The sequence below is a fragment of the Nonomuraea deserti genome, assembly GCF_004348685.1.
GTDB classification, from domain to species: domain Bacteria; phylum Actinomycetota; class Actinomycetes; order Streptosporangiales; family Streptosporangiaceae; genus Nonomuraea; species Nonomuraea deserti.
This window is the reverse complement of record NZ_SMKO01000094.1, coordinates 1-15,602: the sequence shown is the minus strand read 5'-3', so window position 1 is coordinate 15,602 and position 15,602 is coordinate 1. Positions and strand designations below refer to the sequence as shown.

General features: G+C 73.0%; 15 protein-coding genes. 6 read left to right on the top strand and 9 right to left on the bottom strand.

Annotation, left to right across the window (positions count from 1 at the left end; all coding sequences use genetic code 11):
- Nucleotides 1-6 precede the first annotated feature (6 nt).
- From E1292_RS28830 to E1292_RS28815, 4 genes are all read right to left on the bottom strand, one after another.
- Nucleotides 7-915, bottom strand: a complete 909-nt coding sequence (locus E1292_RS28830; protein WP_246090403.1) for a hypothetical protein — start codon at nucleotides 913-915, stop codon at nucleotides 7-9.
- A 33-nt stretch (nucleotides 916-948) separates the two neighbouring features.
- Nucleotides 949-1,836 carry a hypothetical protein gene (locus tag E1292_RS28825; RefSeq protein ID WP_246090402.1) on the bottom strand — a complete coding sequence of 296 codons (888 nt, stop codon included), beginning with the start codon at nucleotides 1,834-1,836 and terminating at the stop codon, nucleotides 949-951.
- 125 nt (nucleotides 1,837-1,961) lie between these two features.
- Nucleotides 1,962-4,814: an NACHT domain-containing protein gene (locus tag E1292_RS28820; RefSeq protein WP_132598516.1), complete on the bottom strand. Its 2,853-nt coding sequence runs from the start codon at nucleotides 4,812-4,814 to the stop codon at nucleotides 1,962-1,964.
- A gap of 107 nt (nucleotides 4,815-4,921) precedes the next feature.
- Nucleotides 4,922-6,790, bottom strand: a complete 1,869-nt coding sequence (locus tag E1292_RS28815) for a propionyl-CoA synthetase (RefSeq protein ID WP_132598514.1) — start codon at nucleotides 6,788-6,790, stop codon at nucleotides 4,922-4,924.
- Between the two features lie 45 nt (nucleotides 6,791-6,835).
- Here E1292_RS28815 and E1292_RS28810 point away from each other — a divergent pair, with 45 nt between their 5' ends.
- Complete coding sequence (locus E1292_RS28810; protein WP_246090401.1) at nucleotides 6,836-7,474, top strand: nucleotidyltransferase domain-containing protein; 639 nt, start codon at nucleotides 6,836-6,838, stop codon at nucleotides 7,472-7,474.
- Nucleotides 7,471-8,307: a nucleotidyltransferase domain-containing protein gene (locus E1292_RS28805; protein ID WP_132598510.1), complete on the top strand. Its 837-nt coding sequence runs from the start codon at nucleotides 7,471-7,473 to the stop codon at nucleotides 8,305-8,307. The genes E1292_RS28810 and E1292_RS28805 overlap by 4 nt, the downstream gene beginning before the upstream one ends.
- Here E1292_RS28805 and E1292_RS28800 read toward each other — a convergent pair.
- Nucleotides 8,270-9,214, bottom strand: coding sequence for a GNAT family N-acetyltransferase (locus E1292_RS28800; protein WP_132598508.1), 945 nt, complete (start codon nucleotides 9,212-9,214; stop codon nucleotides 8,270-8,272). The two genes, E1292_RS28805 and E1292_RS28800, sit on opposite strands and share 38 nt — an antisense overlap.
- 130 nt (nucleotides 9,215-9,344) lie before the next feature.
- On the opposite strand from E1292_RS28800, the gene E1292_RS28795 reads away from it, so the two are divergent.
- Nucleotides 9,345-10,274, top strand: a complete 930-nt coding sequence (locus E1292_RS28795) for a hypothetical protein (protein WP_132598506.1) — start codon at nucleotides 9,345-9,347, stop codon at nucleotides 10,272-10,274.
- Between the two features lie 28 nt (nucleotides 10,275-10,302).
- Here E1292_RS28795 and E1292_RS28790 read toward each other — a convergent pair whose 3' ends face one another.
- The gene (locus E1292_RS28790) at nucleotides 10,303-10,659 is read right to left on the bottom strand and encodes an MmcQ/YjbR family DNA-binding protein (protein ID WP_132598504.1); all 357 of its coding nucleotides are present in this window, start codon (nucleotides 10,657-10,659) and stop codon (nucleotides 10,303-10,305) included.
- A 10-nt stretch (nucleotides 10,660-10,669) separates the two neighbouring features.
- The gene (locus tag E1292_RS28785; RefSeq protein WP_132598502.1) at nucleotides 10,670-11,086 is read right to left on the bottom strand and encodes a CBS domain-containing protein; all 417 of its coding nucleotides are present in this window, start codon (nucleotides 11,084-11,086) and stop codon (nucleotides 10,670-10,672) included.
- A 190-nt stretch (nucleotides 11,087-11,276) separates the two neighbouring features.
- Here E1292_RS28785 and E1292_RS28780 point away from each other — a divergent pair, with 190 nt between their 5' ends.
- Complete coding sequence (locus E1292_RS28780) at nucleotides 11,277-12,071, top strand: class I SAM-dependent methyltransferase (RefSeq protein ID WP_132598500.1); 795 nt, start codon at nucleotides 11,277-11,279, stop codon at nucleotides 12,069-12,071.
- Nucleotides 12,072-12,313: 242 nt separating this feature from the next.
- On the opposite strand, the gene E1292_RS28775 is transcribed toward E1292_RS28780, so the two are convergent.
- Together E1292_RS28775 and E1292_RS28770 are read right to left on the bottom strand one after the other, a co-directional pair.
- Complete coding sequence (locus E1292_RS28775; RefSeq protein ID WP_132598498.1) at nucleotides 12,314-12,829, bottom strand: hypothetical protein; 516 nt, start codon at nucleotides 12,827-12,829, stop codon at nucleotides 12,314-12,316.
- A gap of 91 nt (nucleotides 12,830-12,920) precedes the next feature.
- Complete coding sequence (locus E1292_RS28770) at nucleotides 12,921-13,787, bottom strand: D-alanyl-D-alanine carboxypeptidase family protein (protein WP_132598496.1); 867 nt, start codon at nucleotides 13,785-13,787, stop codon at nucleotides 12,921-12,923.
- 101 nt (nucleotides 13,788-13,888) lie between these two features.
- Between E1292_RS28770 and E1292_RS28765 the strand changes: the two genes are divergently transcribed.
- Both E1292_RS28765 and pfkB read left to right on the top strand, forming a co-directional pair.
- Entirely contained in the window at nucleotides 13,889-14,650 is a 762-nt protein-coding gene (locus E1292_RS28765; RefSeq protein ID WP_132598494.1) for a DeoR/GlpR family DNA-binding transcription regulator, read from the top strand.
- Nucleotides 14,647-15,602 (top strand): 1-phosphofructokinase (gene pfkB / locus E1292_RS28760; protein ID WP_132598492.1); only part of this gene is annotated, 956 nt, incomplete at its 3' end. The genes E1292_RS28765 and pfkB, both read left to right, overlap by 4 nt.

Sequence of the window (15,602 nt, the reverse complement as noted above, 5' to 3'; positions counted from 1 at the left end):
GGGAAATCAACCCTTGAGGTGGCGAAATGCCTCGTACGCGGAGCTGACGCTGTTGCGTAACGCCTGCTCAAGGCGGTCGGCGTCGTCCGACAATCGGCTCAGCTCCGGCACGGCCGACCCGTCGGCGCCCGACTCGGCGAGCAGTTCCTCGTAGCGGGGCAGCCGGGCGCTCAACCGCTCGATCTGGTGCCTGGCACGGTAGGCGCGCTCGGCGTCGGCCACGTGTCCGGCGTACCGCTCCAGGGCCTCGACGCGGGCCAGCACCGCCCGCTGGCTGCTGTCGAGAGCCTCGGCGAGGGGACCCGCCACGGCGGCCACCTCGGGGGTGACGCCCTCCGCGACGACCTCCTGGTGCTCGGCGCGCAGCGCCGAGAGCTTGGCCAGCAGCCGGGCGATCTCCCACTCCTGCGCGGGCAGCATCACGGCGTTGCGGACGTCGTCGAGCAGCCCCTCGGCGTTCACGCTGGAGTTCATGACCTGGTCGATCGCCGCCTGAGCGCGGCTCAGGAGCGGCCTCGCGGCATCGTCGAGGTGCTCGCGGAGCACGAAGCGGCCCTCGTATCCGCTGGCGTGGTCGTAGACGTCGCGCTCCAGAGCGTGCCGGCGCTCCACCTCGGCGTCGGGCCTGGGCCTGAGCAGGACGCTGACGATCAGCAGCGCCGCCCCTGTCATGATCACCACGAAGGCCGTGTACTGCTCGGCGACGAACAACGTCAGCCCGTACACGGCGGCCGCCACGGCCGTCACGCTGGCCGCCAGCCTGGCCACGGTGCCCGCCATGGGCCGATGGCCCCTGTGCGCGGGCACCCAGCCCCCGTGGACGCGGACGAGAAGCTTGCGGTTGTCGCGTAAGAGGGCCGCGACGTCGTCAGGCACCGCCGGATCGACTATCACCTTCGCATGACGTCCGGCCACGTTACTGATCCTATGTCCCGGTCTGTCCGACTGTCAGCTTTCCAGGTAACGGAAGGCCTCGTGCGCCGAGCGCACGCTGCGCCGGAGCGTGCGCTCCAGAACGTCGGCGTCCTCGGCCAGCCGCTCGATCTCGGGTACGGCCAGCGCGTCGGCGCCCGACTCCGCCAGCAGCTCCTCGTACTTCGGCAGCCGGGCGCGCAGCTCCTCGATCTGGCCGCGGGCGTGATAGGCGCGCTCGGCGTCGGCGACGTGGGCGGCGTACCGCTCCAGCGCCTCCACGCGGGCGACCACCGCCGCCTCGCTGCCGGCCAGCGCCCGTTCCAGCGGCTCGATCACCGCGGCGACCTCGGGCGCGATGCCCCTGGACAGCAACTCCCTGTGCTCCAGGCGCAACGCCGACAGCTTGGCCAGCAACCGCGCGATCTCCCACTCCTGCGCGGGCAGCATCAAGGCGTTGCGGGCGTCGTCGAGGAGACCTTCGGCGTTGACGTGGGAGCGCAGCACGGACCCGATGGCCCGCTGCGCCCTGGCCAGCACCTGCCCGGCCTCCTCGTCGAAGTCCTCGGGCAGCAGGTAACGGCCGTCGTACCAGCGGGCCTGCTCGTACACGCCGCGCTCGTGCGGCCGGTCGTCCTCCACCGCCTCGCCCATCGAGGCGATCTTGATGAGCACGATGAAGACGTACGTGCCCAGCAGCATGAACCCGGCGGGCGCGAGCGGCGAGGCCAGCAGGACGGCCATGCACGCGATCACGGCAGGGGTGGCGGCCAGCAGCAGCGCGCTGGAGGCGCTCCGGTGGCGCGGCGCCGCCGGGGCGGCGGGGGGCACCCAGCCCGCCCTGATCCTGGACAGCAGGGGGGCGTTCGCGCGCAACAATCCGGCGACCTCCGGGGATACGCCCGGATCGACGACCACACCCACGTTCTGTCCTGGCACCCTGGCGCCCCCAACGCTCGTGATATGTGGATATTACGTAACGTTTCCCTTAGATGTCAGCCTCCGAAAGGTCAGGATAGGCAACCTCCCGTTACGCGCGCCCCTGTCACTCAGGACGTGCTCTGCTGGATCTCCCAGAGGGCCATCTCGGGGACGCCGGCCTTGACCAGCGCGTTCCAGGCCCCCATCCGGTCCACCGGGTCGGCGAGCACGGCACGCAGCAGCGGGCGCAACTCGGCGTGGCCGTCGCCGTCCTCGGCCCACATCGCCCCCAGCGCCTGGTGCAGCGCCGGCGACCTGACCGCCACCGTACGGACCAGCTCGTCGAGAATGCGGACCCGCTCCCGGTAGGGCAGGCCGCGCCCCTCCCCCAGGGCGCGCAGCAGCAGGTCGAGCAGGCGCCGGTGCCGGGGCGTGTGGCCGGTGGCGACCGCGACGACGACGTCGCCCATGCCGTCGCCCATACTGTCGCCCATCCCGGCCCCCGTCCTGGCGCCCTCCTCGCCCCCGAGCACGACGTCCTCCGTGCCCCCGTCGATCACCCGGTGCGCCGACAGCGCGGTGAGCAGGCCGTTCCAGCCCTCGTGCCCGAGGTTGCCCTTCCACAGGTGGGTGAGCGCGGACCAGCGTTCCAGCGGGTCGGGTCCCCCCAGGATCGAGGAGACGCTGACGGGCTGGTCGGAGGCGGCGACGACGAGCAGGGTGAGGTTCGCGGAGTAGGCGGCCAGGCGGCGGGGCACCGTGTGGCGTACCGGAACGAAACGGGTGAAGTGGCGGCGGGGGCGCTCGTGCAGCGAGCGCCGCAGCACCCCGGCCAGGAGCGTGACGCACCGCTCCCGCACCTCGGCGGGCACCTCGGCCAGCAGCTCCAGGACGAAACCGACGGTGGGCCCGCGCTCGGCCAGGCACGAGTGGGACGTGACGGCGTACAGCAGGTCGTCGTCCACGGCCTGGACGAGCGCGAGGGGCTCGTCGCCGGCCAGGCGGCGCCTGCGGTCGAGGTCGCGCAGCGCGTAGACGGTCAGCCAGGCCACCAGGAACTCGCCGAACGTGGAGTGCAGGAACGCGTGGCCGTTCCTGCGGACGAAGAAGAAGCGCTCCGTGGCCTTGCGCACCCAGTCGATCCGCTCGCCCTCGTCGTCGGGGTCCTCCTCGCCGCCGTGGCACAGGGCGGGCAGGTCGCGTTCGAGCGCCTCGTCGGTGAGGACCTGGCGGCCCCTGGCCAGCATGGACAGCGCCGCCGTGCCGAGCAGCACCAGCTCCTGGTCGATCGCCACCCGCCGGGCCCCGCCGGTCTCCCGTTCGGTGTAGTCCCTGAGCAGCACCTCGTACAGGCGGGCGCGCCCGAGCGGGCCGTGGTCGCGCTGCAGCGCGTTGCCGCCCGCGTCGTAGAGCGCCAGCAGCAGCAGGAGCAGCGGCTGCCTGGCCATGTCGCCGTGCACCAGCGCCGCCTCGGCGGGCAGCGGCTTCAGGTCACGCCTGGCCAGCAGGGACCGGTTGGCCAGGTCCCAGATGTCCAGCCACTGCCGCACCTGATCGTCGTCGAACGGCTGCAGCTGCAACGCCAGCAGCCCCTCCGGATACCTGATCCGGTCCGCCACCACCGTACGGCTGGTGACCAGCACCACGACCGGCCGCCCGAGACCGGCCTCCCTGGCCTGGAACTCCTGCACGTGTTCGAGATAGTCGAAGCGGTTGACGCCGCCCTGCAGCAGCTCGTCCAGCCCGTCGAGCAGGATCACCGGCATCGCCCCGTCGCCGGCCGCCACCAGCTCGGCGTAGCCCACCTGCTCCTCCAGCACCCCCTTGAGGGCCTGCTCGATCTGCTCGGTGACGCTCGCGCGCGCGGCCACCCCGCCCAGCTCCACCCTCATCGGCAGGAACTCCGACCTGGCCAGCCGGGCCGCGAGCACCTCGGTCAGCTTCGTCTTGCCCGCGCCCGGCTCGCCCAGCACCAGCAGGGGCGCCCGGGTGGCCCGAAGCGAGGTGAGGTGACCCACGAGGAACGCCTCGGGGTCGGGCAACAGGCGCCGGTCGTCCCACCAGGCCCGCTCGGCGGGCGCGGCGTCGCTGGTCAGCTCCGCGACCCGGCAGCGGGGGGTGAGGTAGCCCTCGCCGAGCAGCGGGAGCCTGACGTCCTCGGGATGTTTGCCGGCGACCAGGAGCGGCTGGTCGAGCGCGTTGGCGGCCATCCTGGCCAGGTGGATCACGGGGCGGTCGCCGACCCTGGGCGGGGCCAGCTCGGCCAGCAGCCACGCCACCCGCGACAGCGCCGTGCCGGGCGGCGGCCGCTCCGTGACGAGGCTGCGCACCCCGAACTCGTGGCTGTCGAGCGCCAGCGACCGGTAGTCCTCGTCGTAGATGCGCAGCGCGTGCGCGGGCGGGCCTTCGGCGAGCATGCGGGGCAGCAGGAGCTGGTCGTCGACGCTCAGCTCGTCCCAGACCGACAGGCCGCCCACGTATCCGGCCAGGGCCTCGGACATGTGCAGGTAGGCACGTTCCACGGCGCGCCGCGTCTCGGCGTACGGCAGGTGCGGCTCCGGCGTGGGCAGCCGCTCCAGCAGCAGCTCCGCCACCAGCCTGGCGAACCGCTCGGGCGTCGGCACGCCTTGGGAGATCTTCTCGCCGCGGTCGAGCCGGTCCAGCGTGAACGGCAGCTTCGCCTCGCCGAGCGCCTCGAAGTACGCCGACACGACGATCACGGCGTGCGCCGCGGCCAGCCGCTGGGTGCGGGTGTGCCGGTCGACGCCGCTCCTGAACTCGGGCATGCGGCGCACGATGTCCTTGCCGTAGCGGACGATGCCGTCGCGCATGTCGCTCAGGCCGGCCGCCAGCCGCCCGCCGCCGGCCAGCGCCCAGCCGGTGCGCTCGGCGGCCGAGGCGAACCCGACGACCTTGACCAGCCTGCCGTCCTTGCATCCGAGGATCCTCAGGGCGTCGGCGTAGCTCGGGGTATCGATCATTGCCTTCTCCCGGGGACAGGGGGTGTCCCATCATGCGCTGTGCGCCCGCGATCGCGCAGGCTTCCACACCGTGCCGGTCTCCTGCCGGCCTGCTGCCGGTCTGAACGTTATGTACCCTTCAGGGCTTGCGCGATCTCCGGCAGCGCCGCCGGATCCTCGATCGTGGACGGCGTGGTGTACGGGCGGCCGTCGGCGATGTCGCGCATCGTGGCGCGCAGGATCTTGCCCGAGCGGGTCTTCGGCAGCCGGCCGACCACCAGGGCGCGGCGGAAGGCGGCGACGGGCCCGACGCGCTCGCGCACCAGGGCGGCCAGCTCGCGCTCCACCTCGGCGGGGTCGCGCTCCGCACCGGCCTTCAGCACCACGAACCCCATCGGCAGCTGCCCCTTCAGCTCGTCGGCCACGCCGATCACGGCGCACTCGGCCACGTCGGGGTGGGCGGCGATGACCTCCTCCATCGAGCCGGTGGAGAGCCGGTGCCCGGCGACGTTGATCACGTCGTCGATGCGGCCCATGACGTAGAGGTAGCCGTCTGCGTCGAGGTGGCCGCCGTCGCCGGACAGGTAGTGGCCGGGGTAGCGCTCCAGGTAGGAGCGGGCGAAGCGGGCGTCGTCGCGGTAGAGGGTGGGCAGCGCGCCGGGCGGGAGCGGCAGCTTGACGGTGACCGCGCCGTCGACCCCCGGCGGGCAGTCGTTGCCGTCGGCGTCGAGGACGTGCACGTCCCAGCCGGGCACCGGCTTGGTGGGCGAGCCGGGTTTGATCGGCAGCAGCTCGATGCCGGCGCAGTTGGCGGCCACCGGCCAGCCGGTCTCGGTCTGCCACCAGTGGTCGATGACGGGGATGCCGAGCAGGCCCGACGCCCAGTGGTAGGTGTCGGGGTCGAGTCGCTCGCCGGCCAGGAAGAGGTACCGCAGCCCCGACAGGTCCCACTTTTTCGCGAAATTTCCGGATGGGTCCTCTTTCTTGATGGCCCTGATCGCGGTCGGCGCGGTGAACAGCGTACGCACCCCGTGCGTGGCCACCACCCGCCAGAACGCTCCCGGGTCCGGGGTGCCGACCGGTTTGCCTTCGTACAGCACGGTCGTGCAGCCCGCCAGCAGCGGCGCGTACACGATGTAGGAGTGGCCGACCACCCAGCCCACGTCGGAGGCCGCCCAGTAGACCTCGCCGGGAGCGGCGCCGAACACGTGACCCATGCTCCAGTGCAGCGCCACCGCGTGCCCGCCGTTGTCGCGCACGACGCCCTTGGGCGAGCCGGTCGTGCCGGACGTGTAGAGGATGTAGAGGGGGTCGGTGGCGGCCACGCTCACGCAACCGGCCGGCTCGGCCTCCCGCACGGCCCGCTCCCAGTCGAGGTCGCGGCCCTGCGTGAGCTCGGCCACCGACTGCGGCCGCTGCAGGATCACGCAGCGGTCCGGCCGGTGCGCGGCCTGCTCCAGCGCCGCGTCCAGCAGCGGCTTGTAGGCCACCACCCGCGCCGGCTCGACGCCGCACGACGCCGAGAGCACCACCTTGGGCCTGGCATGGTCGATCCGCATCGCCAGCTCCCTGGCCGCGAACCCGCCGAACACCACCGAGTGCACCGCGCCCAGCCGCGCGCAGGCCAGCATCGCGACGACCGCCTCCGGCACCATCGGCATGTAGACGACCACGGTGTCGCCGGCCCGCACGCCCAGATCGCGCAGCATGCCCGCGGTCCTGGCCACCTGGTCGAGCAGGTCGGCGTAGGTGAGGACGCGGGCCGTGCCGGTGACCGGGCTGTCGTGGATCAGCGCCGCCTGCTCGCCGCGCCCGGCCGCGACATGCCGGTCGACCGCGTTGTGGCAGGTGTTGAGCCGCCCGTCGGGGAACCAGCGGCCGTCGTCGCCGAGCGCCGTGGCCGGCGCCACGTCCCAGTCGATGCCGCGCGCCGCCTCGGCCCAGAACGCGCCAGGCCGCTCGATGCTCTGCCGGTAAGCCTCGTCGTAACCGCCCACTGATCGATCAGACCAGCCCGTGCCCCCATGACGCAAGATACATGGGTGACCGATGACTTGATCCTTTCCGTCGTGATGGGGTCGCGGGCGTACGGACTCGAGACCGAGGACTCCGACACCGACCGGCGGGGCGTGTTCGTGGCGCCGACGGCGGCGTTCTGGCGGCTGGAGAAACCGTCCACGCACCGCGACGGGCCGCTGCCCGAGCAGTTCTCGTGGGAGGTGGAGCGCTTCTGCGGCCTGGCCCTCGACGCCAACCCGACCGTCCTCGAGTGCCTGTGGTCGCCCATCGTGGAGGTGATCACCCCCGCCGGCCGGCGGCTGCGCGAGCTGCGGACGGCGTTCCTGTCGCAGCGGGCGCAGCGGTCGTTCGCCGGTTACGCCGAGGACCAGTTCCGCCGCATCGACCCGGTCGCGCCCAAGTGGAAGCAGGCCGTGCACATGGTGCGGCTGCTGCTCAGCGGCCTGCACCTGGTCCGGCACGGCGAGCCGCTGGTCCGGGTGGGGCCGCACCGCGAGCGGCTGCTCGCGATCCGGCGCGGAGCGCTGCCGTGGGCGGAGGTGGACGCCTGGCGCGCCGCCCTGGCCGCCGAGCTGGCCGCGACGCCGAGCGTGCTGCCCGCCCGGCCGGACCGGGACCGGGTGGAGGACTTCCTGATCGGCGTGCGGAAGGAGAACCTGTGAACGGCCTGCCCGTATGGCTGGCGGAGATCCCCGGCGAGCAGCCGTACCCGCCGGTGTTCGCGACGGTGAGCGGGGCGCACCTGTACGGGTTCCCCTCGGCCGACTCCGACGTGGACCTGCGGGGCACCCACCTGCTGCCGGTGGAGGAGGTGGCCGGGCTGCGGCACGGCCCGGAGACGCTGGAGCGGACGTGGACGCGCGACGGCGTCGAGGTGGACCTCGTGACGCACGACCTGGCCAAGTTCGGGCGGCTGCTGCTCGGCCGCAACGGCTACGTGCTGGAACAGCTGCTCTCGCCGCTGGTCGTGGCGTCCTCGGCGGCGCACGAGGAGCTGGTGGCGCTCGCCCCCGGCTGCCTGACACGCCACCACGCGCACCACTATCTGGGATTCGCGCGCACGCAGTGGCGGTTGTTCGGCAAGAGCGGCGAGCTGAAGCCGCTGCTCTACACCTTCCGTGTGCTGGCGACGGGGACGCATCTCATGCGCACCGGCGAGCTGGAGGCCGACCTGACGCGCCTGTACGCGTACGGGCCCGCGTACCTGCCCGAGCTCGTCGCCGCGAAGCGGGAGGCCGAGCACGGGCCGGCGCCGTCCGTGCCGGGAGTCCAGGAGGACGTGGCGCGGATGACGGCGGCGCTGGAGGAGGCCCGTGAGTCGTCGGCGCTCCCCGAGCGGGCGTCCGCCGGGGAGGCGCTGCACGACGTGGTGGTCCGGGCCCGGCTGCGCGGGGCCTCGTCAGGCGTTGCGGAGCCGCCGGATCGGCGACCCGGCCGGCCTGACGGCGAAGCTGCCGTTACGAAGCCGCTGGATCGGCCGACAGGACGAGCCTGATGGCGAAGTTGCGGTAGCCGCCCCGCTCGAACGCCCTGGCCATCGGCACGTTGCCGGAGTCGGTGTCGGCCACGATCCGCTGGACGCCCCGCTCCGCGTGGAAGCGGGTGATCTCGGCGAGGAGGTCGTCGACGTACCCGTGGCCGCGGTGCTCGGGCACCACGCCGAGATAACCGACCACGGGCCCGGCGTCGTTGGCCGACGGCAGGGCGACCCCGACGAGGTCGCCGCCCTTGTCGTAGGCCAGCCGCCACCAGGACCGTTCGCCCCGCATGGACGCGTAGTCGCGGACGTCCTCGCGGGCCTGCTCCACCGGGTCCATGGTGCGCAGGGCCTGGCGCGTGGCGAAGTCGAGCGTTCCGTCGGCCACCCGCCGGAACGCCTCCACGAAGACCTCGTCGTCCTCCTCGCCGCGGAAGACGAGCCGGTCCGACGGCTCGGGCACGGGCGCGTCGTCCGCCGTCCACGCGTAGCGCAGGCGTTCGAGCTCCTCGGTCAGCCCGGCGCGGCCGGCGGCCTCCCAGCGCCAGCCGATGGCCGCCGTGACCGTGGGGTCGCCGCGCCAGCCGTTGGGGACGAAGACGTGGTACTCGGGCGCCCGCCCGAAGGCGGCATGGGCGTGGCGCAGCAGCTCGGCGGCCACGCTCACGCGGTCGCCGGCCGACGGGTGCACATAGAGACAGTCCAGCGCGAGCGGCCTGGCACCGTCGGGGAAACCCCACCAGACGGCGCGGGCGAGGATGTCGCCGGTGTCGTCGTCGGTGGCCAGCCAGATGCGGTCGTAGCCGTAGTTGCGGCTCTCCATGTACGACAGCAGCCGCTCGGGGTGGGCCCAGCTGATGGACTCGTCGACGACGCAGCCGAGCAGGCGGTCTAGGTCGTCCTCGACCGCGGGACGGAAACGCATGATTCCTCCGAGAAGTGGAAGCGGGCGCGATGAGCGCCCGGGGTAATGCCGAACATCTCAGCGCCTCCTTTCTTCCGACTTTTCGGTGCCAGCTGGCACTTTAACAGCAATATCGCGACAGGATGGGCTGGTGAGCTCCTACCACGACGACACGCTGCCCCTGCAACCACCGATCCGGCTGCCCGGCGAGGCCACGCTCGCGGCGGCGGTGCGCGCCGCCCCGCTGGCCGAGGAACTGGAGCCGGAGGGCGACGACTCGGAGGTGCTGGCCGCCTGGGCGGGACACTGCCGCGACCGGCTGGCCGCCGACGGCACCCTGCTGCTCGAGCTGATCAGGATGTTCCTGACGCGCGAGCCGCACCAGGGCGAGGTGCCGGAGACGCTGACGGCGCTCGGGCTGGTACGCCAGGAGGAGCCGTACACGCTGAGCTGGCTCGGCCTGTGGGTGGCGCGGCTGATGGTCGCGGCGACCACCGGGCAGGAGGTCCCGGTCATGGGCTCGTTCGCGGACGGCGACGCCGCGGCGCTGCTGCACGGCCTGCGTTCCTACCCGGAGGCAGAGCGCGACGAGGAGCTGGCGGGATGGCTGAAGGGCAGGGACCCCGAGGAGGCGGTGGCCGAGATCGCCGCGGCGCTGGCCACGGTCAGCCCGCTGAGCCGGGCGATCGGGGTGGAGCTGTTGTCGACGCAGTTCGGCGACGGGGGCCGGCTGGCGCTCTCCCGGCACCTGGAGAAGCGCAAGCTCGGCGCGGTGATCGCGGCCAGGACCGGCCGCACCGAGCGGCAGCCCGCGCCGGACGAGATCGCGTGGGTGCTGGTGGACATGGCGGCGGCGCTGCTGGAGTTCGGGGACGAGCCGGGCCAGGTGATCGAGTCGATCGCCCTGGGCATGGACGCGGAGGAGCAGGCGGGCACCATCCCGATCCTGGCGTTCGGCGACCATCCGTGGACGGGTCAGGTGCTGCGGCTGTTCATCGACCACCACCCGGACGAGCGGGTCTCGGCCGCCGCCCGCAAGGCGCTGCGCCGGCTGCGCGGGCTGGCCGACGTCCGCGGTTGACACGCTCCTGCGTGAGCCGGAGCGGCGCTCACGGCGCGCCGGCGACCCGCCGCTGGTGTTCCAGGCGCACCTTCTTCGGTACGCACATCCGCCATGCCTCCAGCACCAGCTCGCGCATCTCGGCGGCGTCGATGGCGGCGAGCCGCACGACGACCCAGTTGAAGCGCAGGTCCGACTCCCTCGGCATGAGGAACTTGTCCGGTTCGGCCGCCACGAGCGCCGCCCGCTCCTCCTTCGGGAACCCGAAGCCCATCAGCGTCTCGTCGCGCGAGAACGCCACGTAGACGATCTGCCCCACCCGGAACTTGATGCGGTCCCGGATGAGGTGCTCAGTGGAGCGCGGGAGCGTGCGCGTGAACTGCCGTACGTCGTCGACTGTGACCACGCGGGCTACGTTACCGATTTCCCTCGGCGGCCGAGATGTCGGCGAGCGCCGACTCCGGGTCGCGCTCGACGGCCAGGTCCCCCAGGCTGACGATGCCGACGGCGCGGCCGTCCTCGACCACCGGGAGGCGGCGGACGGCGTGCGAGCGCATCATCCGCACGGCCTGCTCGATGCCGGTGTCGGGATCGACGGCCTCGACGGCCGGGCTGCACGCCTCGCGTACCGGCGTGTCCGGGCCGCGCTCGGCGGCGACCACCCGGACGGCGATGTCACGGTCGGTGACGATGCCCTGCATGCGGCCGTTGTCGTTGACGATGATCGCCCCGGTGTCGCGCTCGCGCATGAGCGCCGCGGCGGCGGACACCGGCTGGTCGCCCTCGATGGTCGCCGGGTGGGCTGTCATGACGTCTGCCACGGTCTTCGCCATGGGGTCCTCCTGTGGGTCGGTGCCCGCCCTCCTACCCGGGCGCTCACCCGATTCACCAGGTGGGCGGGGCCGCGCCGCCGGGGCCGCGCTCGACCTCCTCCGTCTCGAACAGCGAGACGCTTTCTCTTGAATGGTGAGATGCGCGTTAGGGTCGTCGGCAGCGGTCCGGCGAAGACGAAGGAGTTCGGCGATGGAAGCCGTCTACACGCATGGCCACCACGAGTCGGTGCTGCGCTCGCACCGCTGGCGCACCGCCGAGAACTCGGCCGCGTACCTGCTGCCCCATCTCAAGCCCCACATGAAGGTGCTCGACGTGGGCAGCGGCCCCGGCACCATCACCGCGGACCTCGCGACCAGGGTGGGGCACGTGACGGCGTCCGAGGTGAGCGCGGAGGCGCTCGACCTGGCCAGGGCCGAGGTGAGCGCCCGCGGCCTGGGCAACGTGGACTTCGCCGTCGCCGACGTGCACGCGCTCGGCTTCGACGACGACACGTTCTGCGTGACCCACGCCCACCAGGTGCTGCAGCACGTGGGCGACCCGGTGCGCGCGCTGCGGGAGATGCGCAGGGTCACCAGACCGGGCGGGTACGTGGCGGCCCGCGACAGCGACTACACGGCGTTCGCCTGGCACCCGCGGTTGCCGGTGCTGGACGAGTGGATGGAGCTGTACCAGAAGATCGCGCGAGGCAACGGCGGCGAGCCGGACGCGGGGCGGCGGCTGCTGTCGTGGGCGCGGGCCGCGGGGTTCGAGGACGTCACCGCCACGTCGTCGACCTGGTGCTTCGCCACGCCCGGCGACCGGGCCTGGTGGGGCGGGATGTGGTCCGAGCGGATCCTGCGCTCGGCGATGGCCCGGCAGGCCCTGGCCACGGGCGCCGCCACGGAGGCGGACCTGCGGCGGATCTCGGAGGGGTGGCTGGCGTGGGCGGCCGACGGTGACGGCTGGATGTCGATCCTGCACGGCGAGATCCTCTGCCGCGCCTGAGCCCGGCCCGCGAACGCGCCACCCGGAGGCACCCCTCCCCTGCCGACCGGAGATGCGGCCTTCGCGCGCCGTCCCGAGGTACGGTCCCCGCGCGCCATCCTGAGGGGCGCTCCGGGCGCGCCGGCCGGAAGTGCGGGCCCCACACGCCGTCCGGAGGGGCAGGCCCACGTACCATCCTGAAGGGCGATCCGCGCGCCGTCCGGAGGTCCGGCGACATGACCGGCCCGGGCCTGGGCGCGCGGTCAGATGCCGAGGGTCCTGGCGCGCTGCCACTGGGGGTCGCGGTAGAGGACCATGTCGGTGCCGATGAGCTCGTCGGGCGCCGACAGCATGGTGATCTCGCCCGCGGCCTGCAGTTGCAGCAGCAGGTCGCGCACCCGCGGCCCGACGGGCATCCGCCCGGCGGGCAGCCCGAGACCGGTCCTGACCGTGTCGGCGATCTCCGACAGGCGGAACGGCCCTTCGAAGCCCGCCACGATCCCGCGCACGATGGTCATCGTGATCAGGTGCTCGGCCTCGGCGTGCGCCAGCTGCCAGGTGACCTGCTCCTTGCGGCGACCGGTGCCCGCGCACGACGGGCACCCGCGCGTCATCCCGGCCGTCACCTCTTCGTCCGCCGAGCCGAGGCACGCCGAGCACAGGCCGTTCTCGGCGGCGTGGAGCTCGGCCGGCATCCGGCCGGCCAGGGCCACGCCGCAGGCGCAGCCGAACGTGTCACCGAGAATGCCGGCCTGCGGGGTGATCGCATGCTTCGTCATCGGGCCGACTCTACCGGCCCGCCCGCCCCCGGGGGCAACACCCGCGTACGGACCGGTGACGCCCCGGCCGGGCGGCTGCCCGCCTCAGGTCTCAGCCGGCGACGCTGCGGTAGAGGTCGCGGGTCAGCTTGGTGATGCGCTTGACCGAGCCGCTCCACGTGCCGCCCACCGGGTGCGCGGTGAGCACCGCCATGACGTACCGGTCGCCCTGGCCGGCCAGGCCGGTCGTGTGCAGCACCGGGCGCCCGTAGTCGGGCACGCCCGAGCCGGTGGCCCGCCGCGCCACCCACGAGATGGGCGCGCCGACGGCCTTGGCGTCCTGGCAGGAGCTCGGCGGCGTCATGCCGAAACCGGACCAGCCCTGCTTGACCGCCCACGGCCGGGGGATCGCGTCGGGGATGCCGAAGGTCTGGTCGAAGCCGTCGGCCCCGCACGGCGTGGACTTGCGCAGGTGGCCCAGAATCAGGTTTCTGACCTTGGCGTCGGCCCGGTCGAACAGGTAGCGGTAGGTCCGCACGATGTCGTACGCGCTGAGCGAGGTGTAGCCCCAGAAGCCCGGTTTGGAGGCGGGCGGCGGTGTGGTGTCGGCCAGGCCGAGCTTGCGGGCCATCCTCACGATGATCTTCCCCTGGCCCTCGCGCTCCCAGAACGTCGAGGCCGCGTCGTCGTCGCTGGCCCTGAGCATGCTCCTGAGCAGCTTGGCGTCGGAGGCGGGGACGCTCTTGCGCCGCTCCAGGTAGTCGATCGCGATCAGGATCTTGACGATGGAGGCCGAGCGGTACTTCCTGTGCGCGTTGCGCGTGGCCACGAACTTGCCCGCCTGCCGGTCGAAGACCAGCCACGCGGCCGTGGTGCCGGCGGGGACGGAGGGCGGCCTGGCCGCCTCGGCGTGAGCGGGTACGGCGGCCAGCGCGGCGGCGAGGACGACGGGCACGGCGGCAAGGGGCTTGATTCGCACGTGCCTACAACTACCAGATTTCGCCCGTATGCCCTTGACCGCACAACTAAGCGGGTATAAACACAGATGAAACCAACCCGAAACGGCGGTGAACCAACATCATGTACGCCGAGGAGCGGCAGCAGGAAATCCTGCGGAGAGCGCGGTCCGCGGGCCGCGTCGACGTGGTGACGCTGGCCGCCGAGCTCGACGTGACCACCGAGACGATCCGCCGCGACCTGACGTCGCTGGAGCGGGCGGGTGTGCTGCGCCGGGTCCACGGGGGCGCGATCCCCGTGGAGCGGCTGGGGTTCGAACCCGCGCTGGCCACCCGTGACGAGGTGATGACGGGCGAGAAGGAGCGCATCGCCAAGGCGGCGCTGGCCGAGCTCCCCGACGACGGTTCCGTGATCATCGACGCGGGCACCACCACGGGACGGCTGGTCCAGGTGCTGCCCGCCGACCGGGAGCTCACCGTGGTGGTGAACTCGCCACCGCTGGCCACCGCCCTGGCGGCCCGCGCCAACCTGCACGTGATCATGCTGGGCGGCCGGCTGCGCGGCAAGACGCTGGCCACCGTCGACGACTGGGCGCTGCGCCCGCTGGCCCACCTCAACGTCGACGTGGCGTTCATGGCCACCAACGGCTGCTCGCTCAGCAGGGGCCTGACCACGCCCGACCCGGCGGAGGCGGCGATCAAGCGGGCCATGGTCAAGGCCGCGCAGCGCAGCGTGCTGCTGGCCGATCACACGAAGTTCACCAACACGTATCTGGCCACGTTCGCCGAGCTCGCCGAGATCGACGTGCTGATCACCGACACCGGCCTGGACGTCGCGCTGGCCGCCGACCTGGCGGCGGCGGGCCCGGAGGTGATCCGGGCGTGATCCTCACCCTGACGCTCAACCCCAGCCTCGACCGCACGATCGAGATCGCCGCCCTGGACAGGGGCGCGGTCATCCGCGCCGCCGCCGCCCACCTCGACCCGGGCGGCAAGGGAGTGAACGTCTCGCGCGCCCTGCTGGCCAACGCGGTCGCCTCGCGCGCGGTGGTGCCGTTCGGCGGCGACGAGGGCAGGCAGCTCGTACGGCTGCTCGCCGCGGAGGGGCTCGACATGATCACCGTCCCCGTCGCGGGACCGACCAGGTCGAACGTCACCCTCGCCGAGCCCGACGGCACCGTCACGAAGATCAACGAACCCGGCACGGCCCTCGCGCAGGACGAGCTCGACACGATCGCCGACGCCGTGCTGGAGGCCGCGCACTCCGGCGACCAGGGAGCCGACTGGGTGGTCGCCTCGGGCAGCCTTCCGCCCGAGGTCCCCGCCGACGTCTACGCGTCGTTGTGCCGCAGGTTCGCCGGAGCGGGCATCCACGTGGCGGTCGACACCAGCGGCCCGGCGCTGTCCTGCGCGCTCGGCGCCGCGCCCGCCCTGGTGAAGCCGAACGCCGAGGAGCTCTCCGCAGCCACCGGCATGCCCATCCGCTGCGTGGGCGACGTCGTGGAGGCGGCGGCCAAGTTGCGTGCCGCGGGCGCGCGGGCGGTGCTGGCCAGCCTGGGCGGCGACGGCGCCGTCCTCGTCGAGCCGGACGGCATCTGGTACGGCGAGGCCCCCGTCACCGAACCGCGCAGTTCCGTCGGCGCGGGCGATGCCATGCTGGCCGGTTTCCTCGCCGGAGGCGGGCGCGGCCCCGGCGCGCTGGCCCAGGCGCTGGCCTGGGGCGCCGCGGCGGTGCGCCTGCCCGGCAGCCGGATGCCCGGCCCCGCCGACATGGCAGGCCTGGACCCTGGCGCCGTCACCGTCGGCTCCCCCGACCCGGCCCGTCCCCTCGCCTCTCC